Below are 21,832 nucleotides of genomic sequence, written 5' to 3' on the forward strand. Positions count from 1 at the left end.
AGAAATATTTACACGCAAAATAGAGAAAAGTGAATTTGAGGATCCTCAAATTCACTTTTCTCATTATTTAGAAGCTAGTTATGTCCCAGCCTCTTGTAATTTCTTGTTTAGAAAACATTCAGACTGATGCTAGTGTAAAAGGTGTCAATTCGTTCTATATACATCTAGCTTTCCAAAACGAAAAAGCTTTTTTGCCGTATCAACTTCCGAACCTACAGTAACATCTTTAACGACATTTCAATTTACACTAAATAAGTTGTGCAGTCTTATCCTAGTTACCATCCGTCAGCATGCTTGTGCTTGTAGTCTTGATTTTAGTCCGTCGTTACAGTGACAATTTTGAACACTGGCATGAACAGCAAGAATTCTTTAGCGTGATTTTGTTTCCCTTCTAGAATAGGTGTGTCAAATTTCTCTCGCCCCCAATAGTCTCTTTTCACATCCACCTAGCATAAGATCATTTTTCAAAAGGATGTCATTGTCTCTTAATACTTGATGAAGAATAGTCCCTACTCTATTGATCATATCTTCTGTGAATTCCTTATATCCCGCTTCATAGAAGCATGCGTGCAGCAGTTCATGTATGAACGCCTGCTCTTGCTTGTCTTCTGACATATTTCGCTTAATTTGTATAACTGATTTTTGATGAAGTGTAACGCCCATATTGTTCCGATTATTTTCAATTTCATCTACTACTCTAATGTCGTAGTCTACTCCTGCCACTTTTAATGTTCTCGGAATCACTTTATCACCTCTTTTTTCCACACTTTAACCATCGAACAATCAGAATATACTTATTTGCTTACGATCAAGCCACTGATAAAGAAAGTATGGATCCTCCCTACTAGTTCCCTGCACTGTCAGAGTAAAAAGAGCATACTCTGTTCATTATGTAACCATTTCTCCATTTAGCTATTATTAAAATGAGGCCATTCACCTAAAAGTGCACCAAGTGCACCTGCATGAGTACCGTTTTTAAGGAATAATGCTTCAAATCCAATAAGCTTTTCAAAATTGCGAATCATTTTTTGCAACGGCTCATTCTGTGATAGTGTGCCGCCCACAAAAACGATCTGTTTCATCTGATGCTTCTCAGCAACTTGGGTTGCTAATAAAACAATCGTCTCAGCAATGAAATTGATTAATGCCGCCATTGCATCGTTGCCATTTGGATGGGCTAGCTTATGAGCATGTCCAAAATTGGCAGCAGTTAAATCGCCAGAGATGGGCGACTTAAATGAGGAGTAAATATCGCTTACTAACACATCCATTTGATGCCTATTCCCTGCCTTCGCCATTTCTACAAGTTTTGAAAATGAATGTTCGCCAGTCAAAAGCTTCCCCAATCCCATTAACATGCCGCCGCCGATCCCGCTTCCAATTACGCGTTGAAACTGTTTGTGATCAATGATATGGATAGATGTACCCGTTCCAATGGAAACAAGAACAAATCTATCCAGCGCTTTCGTACACATTTCCTGAAGGAGATAAGCTGCTCCAATACAGGTTGCTTCAAATTCTGCCACCATTTTTATCTCCCTCATAGGAAGCAGCTCTGCTAATTTCCCAGCTTTTCCTCCGGTTAATACCAGTTCTGAATCGCCTGTTAATAGATGAATCCATTTTGACGTTTCTTCAATCTCACTCGTTGCATATGATTTTAAGTGCAGACGCTCTCCCTTATCATAATAAGCGATTTTTATAAACGTTCCACCAGCATCTATTCCAACTCTTTCAACCATTTGAAAGCTCCTTTCCTTGAAAACAGGATGGAAATTGAATGTCGATGATTATCCCATAAAATGAAATGCTGTTTTGCTCCCTTGCTGTGAACTTGTCACTTCTAGTCTGGCATCAATCCGCTCTTTTAATTCTGGAACATGGGATATAATACCGACGAGTCTGCCGTTGCTCTGAATGTCCATCAACGCTTCAATAGCATTGTCTAATGATTCAGGGTCAAGTGTTCCAAAGCCTTCATCAATAAACATCGTTTCCAACGACACACCGCCTGCATATTGTTGAACAACATCGGCTAAACCTAGAGCCAAGGCTAGCGCTGCTTTAAAACTTTCTCCCCCAGAAAGGGTCTTCACATGACGCTCTTGACCAGTATATTGATCAAAAACTAATAGCTCGAGACCGCTCTGAATATTGCCTTTCGAACGTTCCATTTTACGCAGCAGTTGATAGCGGCCATTTGTCATTTTTGTTAATCGTGTATTAGCTGCTCTTAAAATATCATCTAGGAAGGCTGCTAATACAAAGCGTTCAAATGTAAGCTTGGAAGTATTTTGTCCGCGGGCAATGTCAGCTAAGTGGCCAATCAAATGATACTTTTCCTCAGCCTCTTGCAGTTCTTCATTGATTTTCTTAACTAGCCCAATGATTTCTTTATTTCTCTCCAAATAACTACTCATCTTCATTTGCTGCTCTGTTAAATGTGCTAAAGCGGCTTCCGTTTCTGTCAAAGCAGTTTGCAGCGCCTGCAAATTAGGCGATTTTACTCCATCCAATTTGTCAGACATCGCTTGAAAACGGTCGATTACTGACCGCAGCATTTCACCATAGTGTTGAACCTGCTCTTCCATTTCAGTGATGGCTGCTTGTGGGCGTTTCGCTTCTTTGTAATCACGATAAGCGGCGAAGCCCTCCTCTTCCATTAAATTGATAAATGCTTCTCGCTCTTTATCTAAAGCTATTTTTGCTTGTTCGGCCTGCAATCGAAGCTGTTTTTCCGCTTCTTGGGAGGCAGAAAATTGCTCTTTCTCACGCTGATAAGCTTGCTGAGCTGCTTCAAGTGCAGCCTCTAATTGTTTATACAAAGCCTGCTTATTCTGAAGCAGCTGCTGATACTGCTGTTTTGAACGAATCTTTTCTGGAATCGCCTGTAACAATCTGTCCAATACAATGCGTTTTTCAGTATAAGCATGATGAAGCTTTAAGCCTTCTTCCATCTGATTATCTAGGCTATTTTTTTGCACCAGCAGCTGCTCCTCTTCATATTTAATTCGATCTCCCATCGTATCCAAGGCTAAGATCGCTGTCTTTTGTTCTTTTAAAAGGGCAGCTGTCACTTGCTGTTCTTTTTCTAAATGTTGCAGCCTCTCTTTTGTCTCATGCACCTTAAAGTTTGGCATCAAGTTCGTTATTTCCATCATCTGTTCTTCAAGTGCTGTCTTCTCATGACGATATTGCGTTTCAATTGCAATCCAGTTTCTTTCCGCTTGCGCTTTTTCTTTTTCTAACTTTTCTAGCACAGTTTTTGCTGCATTTAAACTTGCTTCCGTCGGCATGTCGTCATTCATTTGTGCAGGGAATGGATGATGGACTGCCCCACATACAGGACACCCTTCTCCATCGACAAGTGATTGAGCCAGCATGCCTGCTTGGCCATTACGCCATTTTGATTCAAGCAATGCAAATGCCTGGAGCTGATGTTTATAATGTTTTTGCTTTTGTTCGTATGTTTCTGCATGTAATCGAAGGTTGTGCTTTGTCTGTTCACATTTTTTTAATGATGAGGCGAACTTTGTTAGTAAAGCTGTTTTAGTCTTCATATGATCTAATTTTTTTTCGTTTTCAAAGCTTTCTAACTGCTGCTTTTCAAGTACTGATTGTTTGTTTTTTAACTCCATTATTACTTTTTCGTTATATCGTAGCTTTTCTTTGCTGTTGGCAATTTCAGCATCCAGTGTCTCCTTCTGCTTTTGCAGTAAGATCGTTTCTTGCTGACAAAACGCTAATGCATCAACATCCTCTTTCAACGCACCAAGTTTTACAATCTCTTCTCTCAGCTTGCTGCGTTCCTCTTCCTTGCTTAATTCGTTTTCGTATCGTTCTTTTGTTTTTTGAAGCGATATATGTACTTTTTCCATACGCTGTTGCGCATTTTCCCATTCCTTTTCAACTTGTGTCAACCGATCTTTTAACCGATGGCATATCGTTTCTTGCTGACCGAGCCTCGCTGCCTTTTGAGCTGCACTGATTTCCGCTTTCTTCTTATTTATCGCCTCTTTTTGAGCCAGCAAGCTATCTTTTTCCTTCTCTAACGCTTCTTTCTCAGCAATTTGCCTCAACACTTCTGCTGCTTGATCGACATGCTGCTTTGCTAGATCACGTTCCTGCTGTTTAATAACAACCTCTTTTTTTAATAAGAAGATTTGCTGGGACAACTGCTTTATTTCATCTTCTAACAAAACAACGATTTTTCGATCATTTGGTATATCCGCATCTAGTGCTGCTGCAAGTTCTTCATTTTCTTGATGCATTGCACCTCTTAATAATTGAAGGCGATAATCTGTATGTGATTCTACACTTCTCTTTAATATCATTGCTTCTTCCCGCAGGTGTTCTTCCATTTGTTTAAACTGTTCTGTTCGAAAAAGCCTTTGTAAGATAACTTCCTTTTCTTTGCTATCAGAAGTTAATAGTTTCCGAAATTCACCTTGAGGAATCATTAAAATTTGCCGAAATTGATTTGCATCAAGCTGAATGATTTCTTTGATTTTTTCATCTGTATCACGGACATTTGCGGCAAGCAAGTGTCGTTCGCCATTTTCTACAAAATACAGTTCGGCTTTAGCGCCAATCGTTGTATAGCCATCGCCGCGCGCTTTCTTTTTTTCTTGTTGAGGCGAACGCCAAATATAATATTCTTTATTTCGCAAAGTAAAAGTCAACGCAACCTCTGTCATTAGCTCATCTTGAGCAAATTGACTGCGAAGCCCGCTGCCATCTCGATCATTTCCGCTTGCTCGTCCATAAATAGCGTAGCTAATTCCGTCAAAAATAGTTGTTTTTCCCGCCCCTGTTTTTCCAGAAATAACAAACATCGTACGATTTCCTAACTTTGTGAAATCAATTATTTCTTTTTGTGCATATGGTCCAAATGCTTGCATCATTAATTTCAAAGGCCTCAAGACTTCTCCGCTCCCCTTTTCACATCATCGATGACACTTGCCATCACTGTGCGTTTTTCTTCCGTAAATGGTGCAGTCGTTATTTGTGTATAAAATTGCTCAAACAGTTCCAATTCATTTTTCTGCTGGATAGCAATAGCCTGAAAGTTGTTTTTTTGCCGCATATCAACAAGATCAATATTCCTTTCTAAATGCAGCACATTTGGATACACTTGCCGAAGTTTCCCCATTGGATCAAGAAGCGCCCCTTCGTCGAGCAGCGTCACTTTCAAATAATCATCGCTGCGCTGTTTTTCATAAAAAGCCGGGTCTAATAACTCAGATAAATAACCTTTTATTTCCCGCATATCACGTTTAGGTGTTAATATTCTTTCTTCAATTTCAATAGCACCATTGTTTTCTATATGAATGATTGAAATGGATTTCCGCTGATTTGCTTCTGAAAAAGAATATTTAAGCAGCGACCCAGCATAACGGATCGTCTCGTGATGAATGGCATTCGGATGATGTAAATGACCTAGCGCGTTATAAGTAAAAGGAGAGAAAACCTCACTATTTACACATCCTGAACCACCCACAGACAGTATACGCTCCGAATCAGTCGTCTTGCCGCCAAGTACAAAGGCGTGTCCAATGAAGATATTCGGTTCAGTTGTTGTCATTGTCTTTTCTATTTCTCCAACAATGCGCTGCATCGCATCTTGATGCGAATGGATGCTATCATCGTCAAACAAATCGCGGACAACTCCTGGTTCTGCATATGGGATTAAGTAAAAATTGACGCCATTCAAATGGGTAGGAGTCATCTTTTTACTAAGTTTGCCCTGCATATAAAATTTACTTTCTCGATACCAAGTCGCTCCAAAAGCTAATCGCTCTGGACTATCATGATTGCCTGCTATTGCAAATACAGGCGTTTTTAACGCTACATTGATCTTAAAAAGCACTTCATCAAGCAGTGATACTGCTTCTAACGGCGGGACAGAACGGTCATAAATATCGCCTGCAATAATGACTGCATCTGGCTTCTCTTCTGCAACGAGCTCAATAAATTGCTGCAATACATGACGCTGATCTTCTGTCATATAAACGCCATGAACGAGCTTTCCTAAGTGCCAATCAGCTGTATGAATGATTTTCATACCGAACACCTCTTTTCATTTGAACACAATAAAGTTAAAACTTCCATCAGAGGAGGTAATCTCCTCATCAGGATCTCGTGCTAGAAACGGAAAATCCGCTACCTCTAGAACGGCTAAATGTGAGGTAAAAAATTTACTCTTTACAATTGTGTTTTTAAGTATCGTACTCCATTTTCTTAAACTCGTCCATTTAACAATGCTATCATCACATATCTGTATTCATATCATTTTTTTGAATGAAAATGAGTGCTCTAAGGACCAAGTTTTTCTTATTTGGATAATCAATACTGATGTAAGCCATAATAGAAAAAACGATATCTAACAGGAGGGTACATCATGAAAGCACTAGTTTATCATGGGCCTGGGAAAAAAGAATGGGAAGAAAAAGAAAAACCAACAATACAAGAAGCAACGGATGTGATTGTAAAAATCACAAAGACAACTATTTGCGGTACAGATTTACATATCCTTAAAGGAGATGTTCCTGCAGTAACAAGTGGTCGTACACTTGGTCATGAAGGTGTCGGGATTGTTGAAGAGGTTGGAGATTCTGTTAAAAATTTCAAAGTTGGGGATCGTGTCATTATTTCATGTGTCACTTCATGCGGGACTTGCGATTATTGCAAAAAGCAAATGTACTCTCATTGTGACAATGGCGGCTGGATTTTAGGCCATCTTATTGACGGCACCCAAGCTGAATATGTACGCATTCCATTTGGTGATACGAGCTTATACCATATGCCTGAAGGTGTAAAAGATGAAGCATTAGTAATGTTAAGTGATATTGTTCCAACTGGTTTCGAAATTGGTGTTCTAAAAGGAGAAGTGAAACCGGGCGATACGATCGCAATCGTTGGGGCTGGCCCAATCGGACTGTCTGCAATGTTGGGAGCTCAATTTTACTCTCCATCAGAAATCATTATGATCGATCTGGATGATAATCGATTAGCTGTAGCAAAAGAGTTTGGTGCAACGAAGATAATTAACAGCGCTGATGGGAACACAATTGAAAAAGTAATGGAATATACAAATCAAGTAGGAGTAGATGTAGCAATGGAAGCAGTCGGCATCCCTGTTACTTTTGATATATGTCAACATATCGTTGCGCCTGGAGGGCATATTGCAAATATGGGCGTACACGGAGTGAAAGTGGATTTACACCTTGAAAAGTTATGGATTCATAACATCACACTGACAACTGGCTTAGTAGACACGAATTCAACTTCAATGCTCTTAAAAACAGTACAATCTGGTAAAATACAGCCTGAAAAATTAGTTACGCATCGTTTTAAATTAGATGATATGATGAAGGCTTATGAAGTTTTTGAAAACGCTGCCGATGAAAAGGCATTAAAAGTAATTCTTGAAGCAGAATAATGTTAAGAAAATGAGGCGGCTTTTATCCCGCCTCATTTTTCCTTTACTTGTGTTTTATTCGTTCTGGCAAATTCTTAATCATTTGGATGATCGTATCTATCCTTGTTTCAATCCGATAAAGTAAATAGAGCGCAACCAGTATTGGGAAACCAATTTCTCCGATGAATGGCAGCAATTGCTCCATGCTCATCCCCCCACTGATCTCAACCAGTTAATAATGCCCCACCTTTGGCTGGCAGGGCAGAAAGCATTTATCCCACAGTAAGTTCTGTCACTCTTCGTTCTACTAAACGTGCTCCCTTTACGCTAGAATAAGCTGCTCCCGAAGACATAGTAAAAACATTGTTGTGAATAATCGTTTCCATTGATGATTTTACCTTTTCCACATCAACAGGTTCTACTGGATTCTCAATAGCAAGACGCGCTGTTTTCCCATCATCCGTGTTAAATATTAATTCTAAAACTTTCAAATTTCTTCCCTCCCCTTGCTCCAAATGTTTTACAGTCCTTATACTCGTATTTCAGAACTATCAATACGCTCCACATATTCTAGAGGATTTACTGTTAGCACTGCAATTGCCACTGCTGTCTCATGCAACTGATCTGGGGTCGCCTGAAGATTAATATACTGATATGTTTTATTTTGTAGGTTTGGATTTCCATTATCATCTACCCCATTGCTGAAAACCAATTTTAATTTCGTTTCTCTTAACTTTGCTTGAACCATGCTTATCACCTCCCTCTGCCTTCTTTATAGAGCGTTATCTTGATAAAAGACACCCTAAATTGTCATAATCTATAAAAAAAGTCTGCCGCTTTCATCACTATAAAGCAGCAGACAAAAATTGATAAAAATAATATTGTAGGGCTGTCTCGGAAGCGAAACAAGTGAAGGCCCGAATTCAAACAGCCCCTTTACCAACGAATAAAATTGTTCATTGTAATAAAGAATTGGTTTATATCACATCGTTCACATCATTTGTATTGTACAATGATTCTTTTTCTTTATTGATAGAAGCAATAAAATCTTTAACATTACTGCTGCATAGTAATGGAATGTGTTTTTTTATGATGTCTATCTCTAAATCCCACCACTTAGACTGCAGCAACATTTGGATTTCTTCATTTGTAAATCTTTTTCTTATTTCTTTAGCTGGATTTCCTCCAACAATCGTATACGGAGGCACATCTTTCGCCACGACTGCTCGAGCAGCAATTACTGCCCCATTGCCTATCGTTACACCCGGCATTATCATTGCTTCAGATCCGATCCAAACATCATTTCCAACAATTGTATCGCCTTTTTCTTGGTATCCGTTTACTGCTTTTTCATTTAAATCTGGAGTGAAAAAGAATGGATAAGTTGAAATCCAATCACTTCTATGTCCTTGATTTCCACTCATAATGAATGTTGCACCAGAACCTATTGAACAAAACTTGCCGATAATCAATTTATCTACGTCGTCTAAATCGGGAGAAAGATACCTTACACAATAATCTTCAAAGTGCTTCTGATGATAATACCCTGAATAATACGAGTAATCACCAACCTCAATATTTTTGTTTGTTATATGATCTTTAATGACATATCCTCTAGACCAGTTTTCAAAAACAGGTTCATTCATTTTCTATTGAGTCTCCTTTTCCTAATGATCTTAGCACCAATCCTCAACTTGCCAAACTTGAGTGACCCAATCTTCATAAAACGCTGGTTCATGTGAAACGAGAAGAATGGTTCCTAAATAACGCGTAAGCGCTTCTTTTAATGCTTCCTTCGTATGAATGTCTAAATGGTTTGTCGGTTCATCTAAAACAAGGACATTACTTTCAGTTAACATCAGTTGACACAAACGTACTTTCGCTTGTTCTCCACCACTTAATGTACAAATTGATTTCCTCATGTGCTCTTCTTTTAAACCAGAGTAGGAAAGCATTCTGCGGATTTCTTTTTGTGTCAGTTCAGGGCGCAACGACCATAATCGATCAAGAGGGGTCTGTTCCGAGACAACATCTTCTTGAGCAAAATAGGCCGCTTTTACCCCTTCGCCTAATTGTACTTGCCCTTTTAAAGGTTGGATAAGCCCTAATATTGTTTTCAACATTGTTGATTTTCCAATCCCGTTATAACCAACAAGTGCAATTTTTTCGCCGCAATTAATTTGTAAATGAACAGGTGCAAATAAAGGTTCTTGATAGCCAATTTGTAAATCTTTTGCATCTAAAATCTTATTTGCTGCTTGACCGTGAGCGTGAAAGGCAAAACGCGGCCGGGCAGTAGGTGCGGGTTTTTCAACGCGCTCTATTTTTCCTAATGCTTTTTCTCGACTTTTTGCTTGCTTTGCTTTCCGAACGCGATTTTTTTCAATAAAAGTCTCTAGTTTCTGAATTTCTTTCTGCTGCTTTTCGTATGCCAATTGCAGTTGCTGCTTACTTTGTACATAACTTTTTTTAAATGATTGATAATTTCCTTTATAACGTTTCATTGTTTGATGTGCTAAATGATAAATGACAGTTGTCGTCTCATTTAAAAACCATTCGTCGTGCGACACTACGATAAAGGCATTTTCGTCATTTTTTAAGTAATTGACTAGCCATTGAATATGCACATCATCAAGATAATTGGTCGGCTCATCAAGCAATAATACATCCGGTTCTTCTAATAACAGCTTTCCCAATAATAATTTTGTTCGTTGGCCTCCGCTTAGTGATGCTACATCACGATTCATGCCAATGTCTATGATGCCCAATCCTGCTGCGACTGCTTCTATCTTCGCATCCAGATGGTAAAAGTTAGCACGATCAAGTATACTCTGCCATTCACCATATTGAGTGATTAATTGTTCAAGACGTTCTTCCTCAACAGTCATCTTCTCAGTGATTTGCTGCATTTTTTGTTCGATCTCATAAAGATGCGCATAAGCTTTCTTTAAAAATTGCATGATGGTTGTTCCTTGTTTTAAGTCATATTGCTGCTGTAAATAACCGACTTTCACATGAGGAAACCAAGTTATTTTTCCTCTATCAGGCAGTAATTCTCCTGCTAATAATCTTAGCAGCGTCGATTTCCCAGCACCATTATCACCAACAAGACCAACATGCTCTCCTCGCAGCAATCGAAAGGTTATATTTTGAAAATTTATTTTATCTCCATACATATGAGTCACATTTTCAACTGATAATATACTCATTTAAATCTCTCCTTTTCGCTTCGTGCTCAAAGCTAATCAGGAGAACAGCCTGATAAATGATATTCATTTCATTTGATTGGTTATAATGTATCTGTTGCCAATAATATCAGTAATTTACACATAAGTTATCCATAATAATCAAAAATAGGTAAGGCGAATACACCCTACCTATTGCATAAAAAATAGGCAAGGTTGACATACCTTACCCATTCCATATAAAAATGAGTAAAGTGAACACACCTTACCCACGGTATATAACTTTAGCAAAAAGGGATAAGAGTGATTTATCTACTGTTCTCTGATTAGCTTATACTTAAAAATGGGCATACTTCTCCCGTATTAAGCTAAATCTCTAATAAGAACAGTCGATAAAAATTTCATATCCTTTCCACCTCATCATCAATTTTTATTGTTGCATATTTTGAATTATACGTATCCTTTTTCTTGATGTCAACCCCTATCATCTTTGCCTTCCTAATAGCAGCCATCTATTTTTCATTCCCACATTTAACTGGCAGTCAGACCCTACCTTAGGGAGTAAGAGGAATCAGAAACGCGTTTGCTTCGGGCCAACAGGATAAGGAAAGCTTCTTGAATCGCATCGCCCCCCAAAAAAGTGCTCTACTTCTTATCAGTGGGGATGAGAGAAAACCCTCATTGATGGAAGTGTCACCGTTATTCATGCAATATGGTACACCTATCATTTCTTTGGCATGCCTTTCAAAATTGGCTATAATATAGGTTAGAAGTTAAAGGTAATAGGGGTGTTGAACATGCTGCTCAAAGGCTGGTTTTTATGGTTTATTTTATTTTGGGTTGTCATCTTAATTTCTTTGTTTGCTATAGGCGGCTTTTTTATGTTCCGGAAATTTCTCAAACGCATGCCGAAAGCAGATGGAAAATCAGATATGGACTGGGAAGAATATTACGTAAAAGAAACGATCGAATTATGGACGAAGAACAATGCTGCTTTGTTAGATGATTTAGTCAGTCCAGTTCCAGAGCTATTTCGAGATGTCGCCCGCCAAAAAATAGCCGGCAAAATTGGAGAACTAGCTTTAAAGGATAAAGCGAAAGAAATTACACAGGAGCATATAATCAAAGGTTATATTTTAGCAACACCAAAGCGCGATCATAAATTTTTGCGCAAAAAACTAGCGAAAATGGAGATTGATATAAAGCCTTATGAGCACTTATTCTAGTTATACTGGCAGATGAGTCTCCTTTTTTCTTCTAATAGTGCTGATTGTTGAAAAAATAATCGCTTAAAAAAAGACAGCAATGCAACAGCTGTCTTTTTTTATTATGCTATGTTGTCATAACCCTCTGCATTAATTTGCGATATTGAATATACATCGCTACTCGCCACGGTACAATCATCCCAAACGCTAGAATCCAAAACATCCCGCCAAGCTCGCCAACCTCAATTGTGCTGCTTAAAATTAATTTTAAAATAATCCGCAAAATCAATAAGCCTATAAGAATAAATGCAAATGACTTTGAGCGCTTTAAATATATTTCATTGTCTCTGATTTCAAACTTAGAGGTTTTAATCAAAAAGATTGAAAACAGCATGCCTACTGCCACTGCTTCCAGTACTTGCATTGGCGCTACTCGAAATGGTTCAAAAAGAAACATAAGTGCTCCTGTACTCATAAAGATAGGCGGCAAAATTATTTTTTTTGCGGAAGCTGGCTTTTTAGCAGCTTTCATACGAACAAATAATGCACCAAATCCCATTAACAGTGCAATAATGGATGGAGCAATTATTTTCATGGTACATCATCCTTCTCTTCCCAATGTCGAGCTGTTCAACTACTCATCCTTCATTATAACTGATATTTACACGGTGCAAAAGCGTTTGCAACTCAACTGTAAAGGAAGCAGCTAAAAAACCGCTGCGTCGATTGTTCTTCTTATTGGAATTTAAAATCCCGTCCAGCCCCCAAATAATGCTGTTAAGTAGCTGGTGATTTTCGTCATCCAGTCAAAGAAAAGGAAAACTCCCATCATAACCATCAACATTCCGCCGATTTTCACGATTTTTACATTATGCTTGCGAATCCACTGCATCTTACCAATAAAGAATGACAGAATGAAAAATGGAATAGCAAAACCTAATATATAAGCGATCATATATATCATAGCAGAACTTGGGTTCGTAGCGGCTAGTGTAATTACTATTCCTAAAATAGGACCAGTACATGGCGTCCAGCCAGCCGCAAAAGCTAATCCAATTAATGAGGACCCAAGATAGCCAGTAGGACGATTTTTAAAAGAAATACGACGATCTTTCATAAGCGCTTCAGGTTTAAAAACACCAATGACAATTAAACCGAATACAACAATAAATATAGCGCCTAATTGACGGATAAGGTTTTGATATTGGTTGAAAAAGTCGCCAATAAAAGAGGTTGTAAACCCAAGCGCGATAAAAACAATTGAAAAACCAATGAGAAAGAAAAGCGTATGCAGCATGCTGCGGCGCCGAAACATCGCATTTTCTTCTTTTAATTCAGTTAATGACATTCCGGTTATGTATGAAATAAATGCGGGATACAGCGGTAAACAACAAGGCGAAATAAAGCTTAGAAAACCTGCGCCCAGCGCGAAGAAAATATTGATATCCGTCATTAATACCACCACTCCTATCTTGGTTTGTTTCTATTCTAACAAATATTTGTGAAGAAATGACGAATTTGAACCGAAGAAGGTAAGCCATTTTGTCGGAATAAACATCATTAAGCTGATGGTTACAGGCATTTCTCTATTTATGACAAAAGTATGAAATCAGGTCAAAAAAAGTATTTGGAAGGATTTACTTTTGTAAATTTGTAAATGATTGGTTATACTATCTTTGTAAGAGGTCATACATCATTAAAAATGGACAAGGGGATTACATTTTCGTGGACAACAATGAGCTTTTAAAAAAAATTGAAATCAAGCGAGCAGAACTTATAGACATTGTGCACGCACAAGGTCTGCGTTCAACGACTGCGATACATTATAGCCAAGAACTTGACTCTTTATTAAATGAATATCACCGTCTCCTAGATACTGGGAAATTAAACAAACAGCGCCGAAAAGTTTTTGTTTGCTTCAGTGAAACAAATCGGTGTTAAAGGCGAGTGAAGCCCACTTTCACTCGCTTTTGTTATTTTCATTACCTGCTAACCATTCCCCCGATTTTGTCTGTTAAGCCATTTTGTAATAAATACATTTTATAATAGAGTCCTTGCATAGCAAGAAGTTCCTGATGTGTCCCTCGTTCTACAACCTCGCCATGATGAAGCACTAAAATAAGATTTGCATCTTGAATAGTAGATAAACGATGGGCGATCGCGATTGTTGTACGGCCTTTCCGCATTTTCTCAAGAGCCATTTGTATCGCTTCTTCTGTTTCAGTATCGATATTTGCTGTTGCTTCATCCAGCACTAATATTTTCGGATTTGTTGCAATTGTACGTGCAAAAGCAATCAATTGCCGCTGGCCGCTCGATAAGGTCGAGCCTCTTTCAACTACTTTATGATCATATCCATCTGGTAATGCCATAATAAATGGATGGGCTTGTACAAAATCAGCAGCATCCTTTATATCCGCATCAGACAAGTTAGAATGATATAAACGGATATTATCTTTTACAGTCCCATAAAACAAAAACGGATCTTGCAATACGAGTCCTATTCTCTCACGTAAAGCTTGCATTGGATAGTCCTTAATAGAACGGCCATCGATTAAAATAGATCCTCTTTCAAATTCATAAAAACGCATGAATAAATTGATAATAGAACTTTTTCCACTGCCTGTATGACCAACAAGTGCGACTGTCTCACCAGGCTTGGCAATAAACGATATGTTTTTTAATACGTCACGTTTCCCATCATAGGAGAAACTAACATTGCGAAATTCGATTTCTCCATCCTTTACTTCAAGCCTATGTTCACTGTGTTGTTGAGGGGTTAACTCCGTTTCATCAAGAACAGCAAATACACGTGAGGAAGCGACTATTGCTTGCTGATAAAAAGAAAGACGCATCATCATATTATTAATCGGCTCAAAAAAACGATCTAAATAATTCACAAACGCGTACAAAACACCAATTTCAATCGGACTTTGGAAAGAACTGATGCCAAAAAAACTCAGTACAATGATCAATGCAAAAAAATAGACTAAATCGACAGCAGGCCTTAACAGCAACCCATCGATTTTAATATTTTTCATCCCAGCTTGATAATGCTTGTCATTGATTTCAGAAAACTCCTTTCGCATTCTTTGTTCTTGTCGAAAGATCTGAATCATTGACATCCCCTGAATAGATTCGTTAAGTTTTGCATTCAATTCACTTAAACGTTCACGAAGAGACTGGTAAAATACAGTACTATACTTCTGATAAAGCCGCATAATAATAAATAAAATTGGTAAAATCAATAAACAAAAAAATGCTAATTTTGCATGTAAAATAAACATAGCAATAAAGATGCCAATTAATAGAAATGCCCCCTGAATAAAAGAAACCAGCACGTCTACAAACATTTCTTTTATCGCTTCCGTATCGTTTGTAATCCTCGATACAATCCCACCTACTGGCTGCTGATCGAAGTAGCGCATACCGAGCGACTGTACTTTTGAAAAAATATCGACACGCAGCTGCTGAATAATCCGAAGAGCCACTTCTTGAAATTTGACAAGCTGAATATAAGAAAGAATCGTAGACAATATTTGAATACCAATATAGGATAATGCTAACGCAAGCAAAGGTTGATAGGGGAAATAACGCAACGCCAAATAATCATCGATAAATATTTTCACCAAGATGGGACCTAAAACCTGCCCAATGGTTGCTAAAAAAAGGAAGAAAAAAGCCAAAATAATCGTTTTTAAGTGTGGCTTTGTATAGGACATTAGACGCAATAATGTTTTGCGTTGATTCACTCCTGACAGCAATTTTTGATTATTCAAGGTGCTTTCCTCCTTGTTCCACTAGTTCCTCAAGCTGCTGGTGCATATACATCTTTTGATACCAGCCTTCTTTTTCCATCAACTCTTCATGTCTACCACTTTCAACTATCGTTCCTTGATCCATCACAAGGATAAGATCAGCATGTTTAATAGCACTTAAACGATGGGAAGTAATCATCGTTGTTTTCCCTGTCCGCTCCTGTTTTAATGAGTGTAAAATTGCTTCTTCTGTTTTTGCATCTACTGCTGATAACGCATCATCCAAAATCAGTACTTCCGGATTCAGTATGAGTGCACGAGCAATCGAAATCCGCTGCCGTTGCCCTCCAGAAAGCGCTACGCCCCTCTCTCCTACGAGAGTGTCATAGCCCTCCGAAAATTGCAAAATATCATTATGAATTTGTGCCATTTTTGCGACTGCTTCACGTTGTGCTTGACCAAATGCTGGTGCGCCAAAAGCAATATTCTCTCCAACTGTTGCTGAGAAAAGAAACTGATCCTGAGGAACGTAGCCTATCGCTTCTCGCAGTCTATCAACCTTATAGTCTTGTATGTTTTTGCCTCCAAAAAGCAGATTTCCTTTTATCCCTTCAAATTCACGAAAAAGCAGCTTTATCAACGTTGTTTTGCCAGCACCAGTTTTCCCAACAACTCCCAATGTCTCTCCCTTTCTTAGTTCAAAGTGAATATTTCGTAGAACTGGCTGAACTTCATTTGGATAAGTGAAAGATTCAATATCATAGACAATGTTCCCTGAAGGAACGACAGACAATGCACGATCATCTTCTTCTATCTCTGCTCTTTCAGACAATAGCTTTTCAACTCGATCATAGGAAGCACGGCCGCGTTCCATAATATTAAAGAGAAATCCAAACGCAAGCATTGGCCAAATGAGCAAACCAAGATACGCCGTAAAAGAGATCAGTTCTCCAATTGTCATCTCTCCAGCCAACACGAAGCGAGCACCAAAAGCAACGGAAAGAAAAAAGGACGTTCCGACAATAAGGGAGATGGTAGGATCAAATAAGGCATCAACCCGAGCAACCGCAACATTTTTCTTCACAACATCTTCTGATTGCAAGCGAAAAGCTGCAATATCCTCTTTTTCTTGTCCAAATGTTTTGATTACTTTGATTCCAGTGATGCTTTCCTGCACTTTATCGTTTAAAGATGAAAAAGCTGCTTGAGCATAATGAAATCGCTTATGAAGAAGAGAGCCATAATAATTGGTCAATAACGCCATGAATGGCATTGGTATAAGCGCAATAAGCGTCAGTTTCCAACTAATCGTTGCAGCCATAGCAATGACAACAAACCCGCCAGTCAATAAAGAATCAACTAATGTCAAAACTCCTGACCCTGCGACGCCTTGAATTGCCTGCAAATCATTCGTTGCATGCGCCATCAAATCTCCAGTTCGATATCGTTGATAAAAAGAAGATGACATCTTGGTAAAATGATAGTAAAGGCGATTACGAAGCTGACGTGCCAGTTTAACCGATGAACCAAAGATCATAATGCGCCAATAATACCTGAGGATATACATGATTAATGCCGTTACAATGAGGACAACGATCCATTTCATCAAAATAGCTGCCGTCAATGTTTGTTTACTAATCTCATCTACAATCATCCCTATAATTTTTGGAGGCAGCAAACCAAAAAACGCTACAATCGATAGCAGAATCGTACCAGTAAGATATGATTTTTTTTCCTGTAAAAAAAACCATTTTAAATCAATAAACACTTTCATCGACATTCCCCCGAATTTTCCGTCTATAAGAGCGATTACTAAAAAACGGACGTATCACGACGCCCGTTTCATAAAAAAATAATGATTGCTTGTCTCATCTATTTCATTTGTTGTTTACTCATTGCTTGCATCATTTGATTAATTTTTTTCTGGGATGGTTTCATTCCCATTTGCATCATCATCATTTTTAACATTTGTTCATTGATAGGCGGGTTTTTCTTTAAATAGTTCATCATATATTTACGCGCGATGAAAAATCCCAGAGCCACACCGGCTAAGAGCGCGATTACTCCTACGAGTGTATACATCCACCACATATACTTACCTCCTTTATGTTCACTCCATTTGGTATTTTATGATGTTCAAAAAGACTCTAAAAAAACCATGGCAGGACTTTGTAAAGGCTGGACATATGCTTCTCGTGCAATGCGGCCTTTGTACCTGACTGTGCCATGATGACTTTTTAAACACTCACCGTATAAGAGCTTGGGCTACTTTTGTATATTATTCTTATTGCCCCTTTACAGTTTACTAAATCCTGTCTCATTATACAATGATTCCTTTCCCACTTTCAGACGTAATTTCGTATTTTTTTTGGCTTTAGCCAACCGTAGCGCCCATGCTCCAAATCAACAGCTAATAATTTCCCTTCAACGTGCCGCAATGCTTTAAAAAAAATTGATTCTGCATCAAAGTTGCCCCAAGCAATTAATTCCAAATATTCACCTTTTAAAGTGAGTTTTACTCCATTGCTGCATGAAGCTGATTCAAGAAAATATGTATTTCCTTTACAGTGAAAATCTTTGTTCTTGCGAAGGTTTTGGAATAAAATTTGATGAATATACAAAGAAGGCAATGGTTTTGTTACATAAAGCACCTGTTTACGAATAATATCTCTCAAGCCATCGGGTGCATACTCATATTCAGAAAATAAATGATAAAACATTTTTTCTTTCCCATAAAAGTAATCAGCGAATTCATCTTCTATTAAATAAATCTGGTAAGAACGCATGATTGATTCATCACTCCCCGAAACAATCGCTTTCATTTTATTATAACCAAAAAAAGATATGGATGCTGTCACTATTTGCTAGTCCTTTTCACTTATTTTATCGATCTTCTTCTGAAAAAATCGACAACGTGAACGACTCCCACTTATGCTTCGCATAGAAGTGGGGGCTTGCTGGAAAAAGCGCATACTAGATTGTGTATTTCTTTACAATCAGCGGTTTCTCTTCTATACCCTAGGCTATTCCCGTAGTTCCTACGGTTCTTGGATATACATAGGTTTATGCTAGTTGTCTTACCTTCTTTCAAGATGCTGATGCTAGCGTTTACATCTTTGTCATGGTGGGCATCGCAAACAGGACAAGTCCATTCTCGAATGTAAAGAGGTTTCTTTTCGTCCTTATTTCCACATTTAGAACAAATTTAACTAGATGGATGCCAATTATCTATTTTGATGATTTTTTCCCATACCAGTCTGCCTTGTATTCTTGATTCTCCCAGTAGATAGCAAACAAAAACTTTTAGATAATGCTGATTAGAGTCGTTTTGAGCATGGTATTGATGTGATCTTGATCACGAATCCCAACATGAAAGACTCTTCTATCCGGGTACGGGGGTGTTTTTTGGAATAATCAGAAATTCATCTTCCATCACTTATTTCGTTACAAACACATGATGATCCTGCAATAAGATACGAATGATTATTAGAATGTTAGTAACATAAAAGATAATAAAAGGCGATTCATCACACCACCAATGAGGTGGGCGACTGCTCGCCAATTTATGTTATTCAATAATGAAGAAGGTGATCAAAAGAACCGCCTTGTGTTCTTTTGCATCACCTTCGTGTTTACGGCTTAATTAAAGAGTGCCTTGACTCTGCTTACTACATTTTCAACTGTAAATCCATATTCTGAAATTACTTTGTTTCCTGGTGCAGAAGCGCCAAAGCGATCAATTGCTAAAATGTCGCCTTCATCTCCTGTATAACGCTCCCACCCTAAAGAAGAGCCCATTTCAATGGCAAGACGCTTTTTCACAGTCGGCGGCAGAACAGATTCTTGATATGCCTTTGACTGTGCTCGGAATCGATCCCAAGAAGGCATACTTACGACTGCAACATCGATACCTTCTTCAGCAAGTGTCGCTTGTGCTTCTACGGCTAAACTTACCTCTGATCCAGTTGCCAGCAATAATGCTGCAGGCTGTTCTCCTTTTGCAGGCGATACTACATAAGCACCTTTTTCGACACCTGCTTCTGCTCCTTCAACAGTAGCTGGGAGCGTCGGAAGCCCTTGGCGTGTTAACACTAAGACAGTTGGTGTTTTCGTTGCAGTCATTGCAATTCGCCATGCAGCTGCTGCTTCGTTACCGTCAGCCGGTCGAATAACAGATAGATTTGGCATTGCTCTTAGTGAAGCTAAGTGTTCAATCGGTTCATGTGTTGGTCCATCTTCGCCAACAGCAATACTATCATGCGTGAATACAAATGTAACAGGCAATTCCATCAATGCGGATAAACGAATGGCTGGACGTACATAGTCGGAGAATACAAAGAATGTTCCACCGAAAACTTTTACTCCTCCATGCAAGGTCATTCCGTTCATTGCTGCTCCCATTGCAAATTCGCGAACGCCAAACCAAATGTTTCTTCCTGCAAACGTCTCAGGTGTAAAATCTGGTTCTCCTTTGATCATTGTATTGTTAGAGCCTGCTAAGTCAGCAGAACCGCCTAATAATGAAGGAACATTTTTAGCAATTGCATTTAATACTTCCCCACTGGATGCACGAGTTGCTAAGACTTTTCCTGTTTCATAAATTGGAATGTCTTTGTCCCAATCTTTTGGAAGCTCTCCTTTTATTGCTAAAGTAAGTTGAGCTGCTAAATCTGGGTATTGCTTTTCATATTCAGCAAACAATGCATTCCATTCTTTTTCCTTCACAGCGCCTTTATCAATAACCAGCTCTTCAAAATGTTTATATACTTCATTTGGAACATGGAAATCCTCTTCAAAAGTCCATGAATAATAATCTTTTGTCAACTTAATTTCCTCTTGCCCCAGCGGTGCGCCGTGAGAGGCAGCAGAACCAGATTTATTAGGAGATCCATAGCCAATAACTGTCTTTATTTCGATTAAAGTTGGACGGCTATCTTCTTTTTTAGCTGTTTCAATGGATTTCGCTATTTCATCTAGATTATTTCCATCTTCTACTCGAAGGTATTGCCAGCCATATGCTTCAAAACGGCCTTTTACACTTTCAGTAAAGGATTTATCTAAGTCGCCATCTAATGAAATGTCATTAGAGTCATATAAGACGATAAGACGACCAAGCTTTAAATGCGCTGCTAATGAGGCAGCCTCTGCAGAAACCCCCTCCATTAAATCCCCATCACCACACAGGCTGTATGTATAATGATCAACAATAGAAAAACCATCTCTATTATATACTTCAGCTAGATGACGCTCCGCCATAGCCATTCCAACCGCCATTGCAATGCCTTGTCCAAGAGGTCCTGTCGTAGCTTCTACTCCCGGTGTATATCCATATTCAGGATGCCCCGGTGTATTGCTTCCCCATTGGCGGAAATTTTTTATATCATCCATGCTGACGTCGTAGCCCGATAAATGAAGCAAGCTATATAAAAGCATCGAACCATGACCAGCGGACAGAACGAAACGATCTCGGTTAAACCAGTTAGGATTTTTCGGGTGATGATTCATGAAACGCGACCATAGCGTATATGCCATTGGTGCTGCTCCCATTGGCAATCCAGGGTGGCCGGAATTAGCTTTTTCAATTGCGTCGATTGATAAGGTGCGAATGGTGTTGACCGCTAATGCATCTATTTTATCAAACAACTTATAACATCCTCTCTATCAATAATTTCACTACTATACCAATTTTAATCTTCTTCGCTATTTAAAACAACTTATTATCGTCTTTCTCTTCTATAAAGAACAAATTAGTTCTTAATATGACAAAAAGATGGGCACTTCTGCCAATAAAATAAAAATAAAGGCAATAAACCAAAACTTTAGTGTAGATGCTTTTTCTTCCTTGCTTGTCGTACCTTTTCAGGAGTTACGTCATTCCCTTCAGGATCAACTACCTTCACATTTTCAATTGTTTTTTTCATTTGTGAACGGAATGCTTGTAAATACTCACCGCGCAATCGAGATTGCTCTTTTGCCTCTTCCTTCGTCAATCCTTCTGTTTTTGCTTTTTTTGATAGTGCATTAATTCTGCTTATCTTCTCTTTTGACAACATTGAAAAAGTCCTTTCATCTATATTTTATAGACAACAGCTTGAACTGTTGTCATTTAATACAGCTAATTATACACTTAGTATAACACCTTCAAGCATTTAACAGCCATCGTATGATGCCGTGAACTACTCACCACTTATCGACCTTGCGGTCTGATTGAAGTGGGAGCTTCTTGGGAACTAGATACTTTTGTTAGCTATCTATATTTACCAA

21 protein-coding genes are annotated in these 21,832 nt (G+C 38.5%); 3 read left to right on the forward strand and 18 right to left on the reverse strand.

Going from position 1 to position 21,832, the window contains the following annotated elements:
- Positions 1 to 405 precede the first annotated feature (405 nt).
- The 4 genes from J2S08_RS21845 to J2S08_RS21860 all read right to left on the reverse strand — a co-directional run bounded on the left by J2S08_RS21845 (position 406) and on the right by J2S08_RS21860 (position 6,064).
- Entirely contained in the window at positions 406 to 744 is a 339-nt protein-coding gene (locus tag J2S08_RS21845) for an ImmA/IrrE family metallo-endopeptidase (RefSeq protein ID WP_307233383.1), read from the reverse strand.
- 164 nt (positions 745 to 908) lie between these two features.
- On the reverse strand, positions 909 to 1,742 hold the full coding sequence (gene coaW / locus J2S08_RS21850) for a type II pantothenate kinase (RefSeq protein WP_307233385.1): 834 nt from the start codon (positions 1,740 to 1,742) through the stop codon (positions 909 to 911).
- A gap of 48 nt (positions 1,743 to 1,790) precedes the next feature.
- Positions 1,791 to 4,922, reverse strand: coding sequence for an AAA family ATPase (locus J2S08_RS21855; protein WP_307233387.1), 3,132 nt, complete (start codon positions 4,920 to 4,922; stop codon positions 1,791 to 1,793).
- Entirely contained in the window at positions 4,919 to 6,064 is a 1,146-nt protein-coding gene (locus J2S08_RS21860) for an exonuclease SbcCD subunit D (protein WP_307233389.1), read from the reverse strand. Before J2S08_RS21860 ends, J2S08_RS21855 begins: the two co-directional genes overlap by 4 nt.
- Positions 6,065 to 6,400: 336 nt before the next feature.
- On the opposite strand from J2S08_RS21860, the gene J2S08_RS21865 reads away from it, so the two are divergent.
- Complete coding sequence (locus J2S08_RS21865; RefSeq protein WP_307233391.1) at positions 6,401 to 7,441, forward strand: zinc-dependent alcohol dehydrogenase family protein; 1,041 nt, start codon at positions 6,401 to 6,403, stop codon at positions 7,439 to 7,441.
- Positions 7,442 to 7,484: 43 nt separating this feature from the next.
- Here J2S08_RS21865 and J2S08_RS21870 read toward each other — a convergent pair whose 3' ends face one another.
- The 5 genes from J2S08_RS21870 to J2S08_RS21890 all read right to left on the reverse strand — a co-directional run bounded on the left by J2S08_RS21870 (position 7,485) and on the right by J2S08_RS21890 (position 10,629).
- The gene (locus tag J2S08_RS21870) at positions 7,485 to 7,625 is read right to left on the reverse strand and encodes a YvrJ family protein (protein ID WP_307233393.1); all 141 of its coding nucleotides are present in this window, start codon (positions 7,623 to 7,625) and stop codon (positions 7,485 to 7,487) included.
- Positions 7,626 to 7,692: 67 nt separating this feature from the next.
- Complete coding sequence (locus J2S08_RS21875) at positions 7,693 to 7,911, reverse strand: DUF2922 domain-containing protein (RefSeq protein WP_307233395.1); 219 nt, start codon at positions 7,909 to 7,911, stop codon at positions 7,693 to 7,695.
- 38 nt (positions 7,912 to 7,949) lie between these two features.
- The gene (locus J2S08_RS21880; RefSeq protein ID WP_307233397.1) at positions 7,950 to 8,168 is read right to left on the reverse strand and encodes a DUF1659 domain-containing protein; all 219 of its coding nucleotides are present in this window, start codon (positions 8,166 to 8,168) and stop codon (positions 7,950 to 7,952) included.
- A gap of 229 nt (positions 8,169 to 8,397) precedes the next feature.
- Positions 8,398 to 9,066, reverse strand: a complete 669-nt coding sequence (locus tag J2S08_RS21885; RefSeq protein ID WP_307233399.1) for a CatB-related O-acetyltransferase — start codon at positions 9,064 to 9,066, stop codon at positions 8,398 to 8,400.
- Positions 9,067 to 9,096: 30 nt separating this feature from the next.
- Positions 9,097 to 10,629 (reverse strand): ABC-F family ATP-binding cassette domain-containing protein, encoded by a 1,533-nt coding sequence (locus J2S08_RS21890; RefSeq protein ID WP_307233401.1) that lies wholly within the window; start codon positions 10,627 to 10,629, stop codon positions 9,097 to 9,099.
- A 776-nt stretch (positions 10,630 to 11,405) separates the two neighbouring features.
- Between J2S08_RS21890 and J2S08_RS21895 the strand changes: the two genes are divergently transcribed.
- On the forward strand, positions 11,406 to 11,831 hold the full coding sequence (locus J2S08_RS21895) for a DUF2621 domain-containing protein (RefSeq protein WP_307233419.1): 426 nt from the start codon (positions 11,406 to 11,408) through the stop codon (positions 11,829 to 11,831).
- A gap of 106 nt (positions 11,832 to 11,937) precedes the next feature.
- On the opposite strand, the gene J2S08_RS21900 is transcribed toward J2S08_RS21895, so the two are convergent.
- Together J2S08_RS21900 and J2S08_RS21905 are read right to left on the reverse strand one after the other, a co-directional pair.
- On the reverse strand, positions 11,938 to 12,405 hold the full coding sequence (locus J2S08_RS21900) for a CcdC family protein (RefSeq protein ID WP_307233403.1): 468 nt from the start codon (positions 12,403 to 12,405) through the stop codon (positions 11,938 to 11,940).
- 150 nt (positions 12,406 to 12,555) lie between these two features.
- Positions 12,556 to 13,263 carry a cytochrome c biogenesis CcdA family protein gene (locus tag J2S08_RS21905; protein ID WP_307233405.1) on the reverse strand — a complete coding sequence of 236 codons (708 nt, stop codon included), beginning with the start codon at positions 13,261 to 13,263 and terminating at the stop codon, positions 12,556 to 12,558.
- A 272-nt stretch (positions 13,264 to 13,535) separates the two neighbouring features.
- Here J2S08_RS21905 and J2S08_RS21910 point away from each other — a divergent pair, with 272 nt between their 5' ends.
- A complete protein-coding gene (locus J2S08_RS21910) occupies positions 13,536 to 13,751 on the forward strand; it encodes an aspartyl-phosphate phosphatase Spo0E family protein (RefSeq protein ID WP_307233407.1) in 216 nt (71 codons plus the stop codon).
- Between the two features lie 41 nt (positions 13,752 to 13,792).
- Here the strand turns inward: J2S08_RS21910 and J2S08_RS21915 are convergent, their stop codons facing one another.
- The 7 genes from J2S08_RS21915 to J2S08_RS21945 all read right to left on the reverse strand — a co-directional run bounded on the left by J2S08_RS21915 (position 13,793) and on the right by J2S08_RS21945 (position 21,621).
- The gene (locus J2S08_RS21915; protein ID WP_307233421.1) at positions 13,793 to 15,532 is read right to left on the reverse strand and encodes an ABC transporter ATP-binding protein; all 1,740 of its coding nucleotides are present in this window, start codon (positions 15,530 to 15,532) and stop codon (positions 13,793 to 13,795) included.
- Positions 15,533 to 15,581: 49 nt separating this feature from the next.
- Complete coding sequence (locus tag J2S08_RS21920) at positions 15,582 to 17,342, reverse strand: ABC transporter transmembrane domain-containing protein (RefSeq protein ID WP_307233409.1); 1,761 nt, start codon at positions 17,340 to 17,342, stop codon at positions 15,582 to 15,584.
- A 98-nt stretch (positions 17,343 to 17,440) separates the two neighbouring features.
- A complete protein-coding gene (locus tag J2S08_RS21925) occupies positions 17,441 to 17,659 on the reverse strand; it encodes a YneF family protein (protein WP_307233411.1) in 219 nt (72 codons plus the stop codon).
- A 254-nt stretch (positions 17,660 to 17,913) separates the two neighbouring features.
- Positions 17,914 to 18,426 carry a sporulation inhibitor of replication protein SirA gene (sirA, locus tag J2S08_RS21930; RefSeq protein WP_307233413.1) on the reverse strand — a complete coding sequence of 171 codons (513 nt, stop codon included), beginning with the start codon at positions 18,424 to 18,426 and terminating at the stop codon, positions 17,914 to 17,916.
- 71 nt (positions 18,427 to 18,497) lie between these two features.
- Positions 18,498 to 18,773, reverse strand: a complete 276-nt coding sequence (locus tag J2S08_RS22705) for a zinc ribbon domain-containing protein (RefSeq protein ID WP_370875740.1) — start codon at positions 18,771 to 18,773, stop codon at positions 18,498 to 18,500.
- Positions 18,774 to 19,207: 434 nt separating this feature from the next.
- A complete protein-coding gene (gene tkt, locus J2S08_RS21940) occupies positions 19,208 to 21,211 on the reverse strand; it encodes a transketolase (protein ID WP_307233415.1) in 2,004 nt (667 codons plus the stop codon).
- A 176-nt stretch (positions 21,212 to 21,387) separates the two neighbouring features.
- Positions 21,388 to 21,621 (reverse strand): DUF896 domain-containing protein, encoded by a 234-nt coding sequence (locus tag J2S08_RS21945; RefSeq protein ID WP_307233417.1) that lies wholly within the window; start codon positions 21,619 to 21,621, stop codon positions 21,388 to 21,390.
- Positions 21,622 to 21,832 lie beyond the last annotated feature (211 nt).

It is taken from the genome of Bacillus chungangensis, from assembly GCF_030812995.1.
GTDB lineage: Bacteria > Bacillota > Bacilli > Bacillales > Bacillaceae_C > Bacillus_CF > Bacillus_CF chungangensis.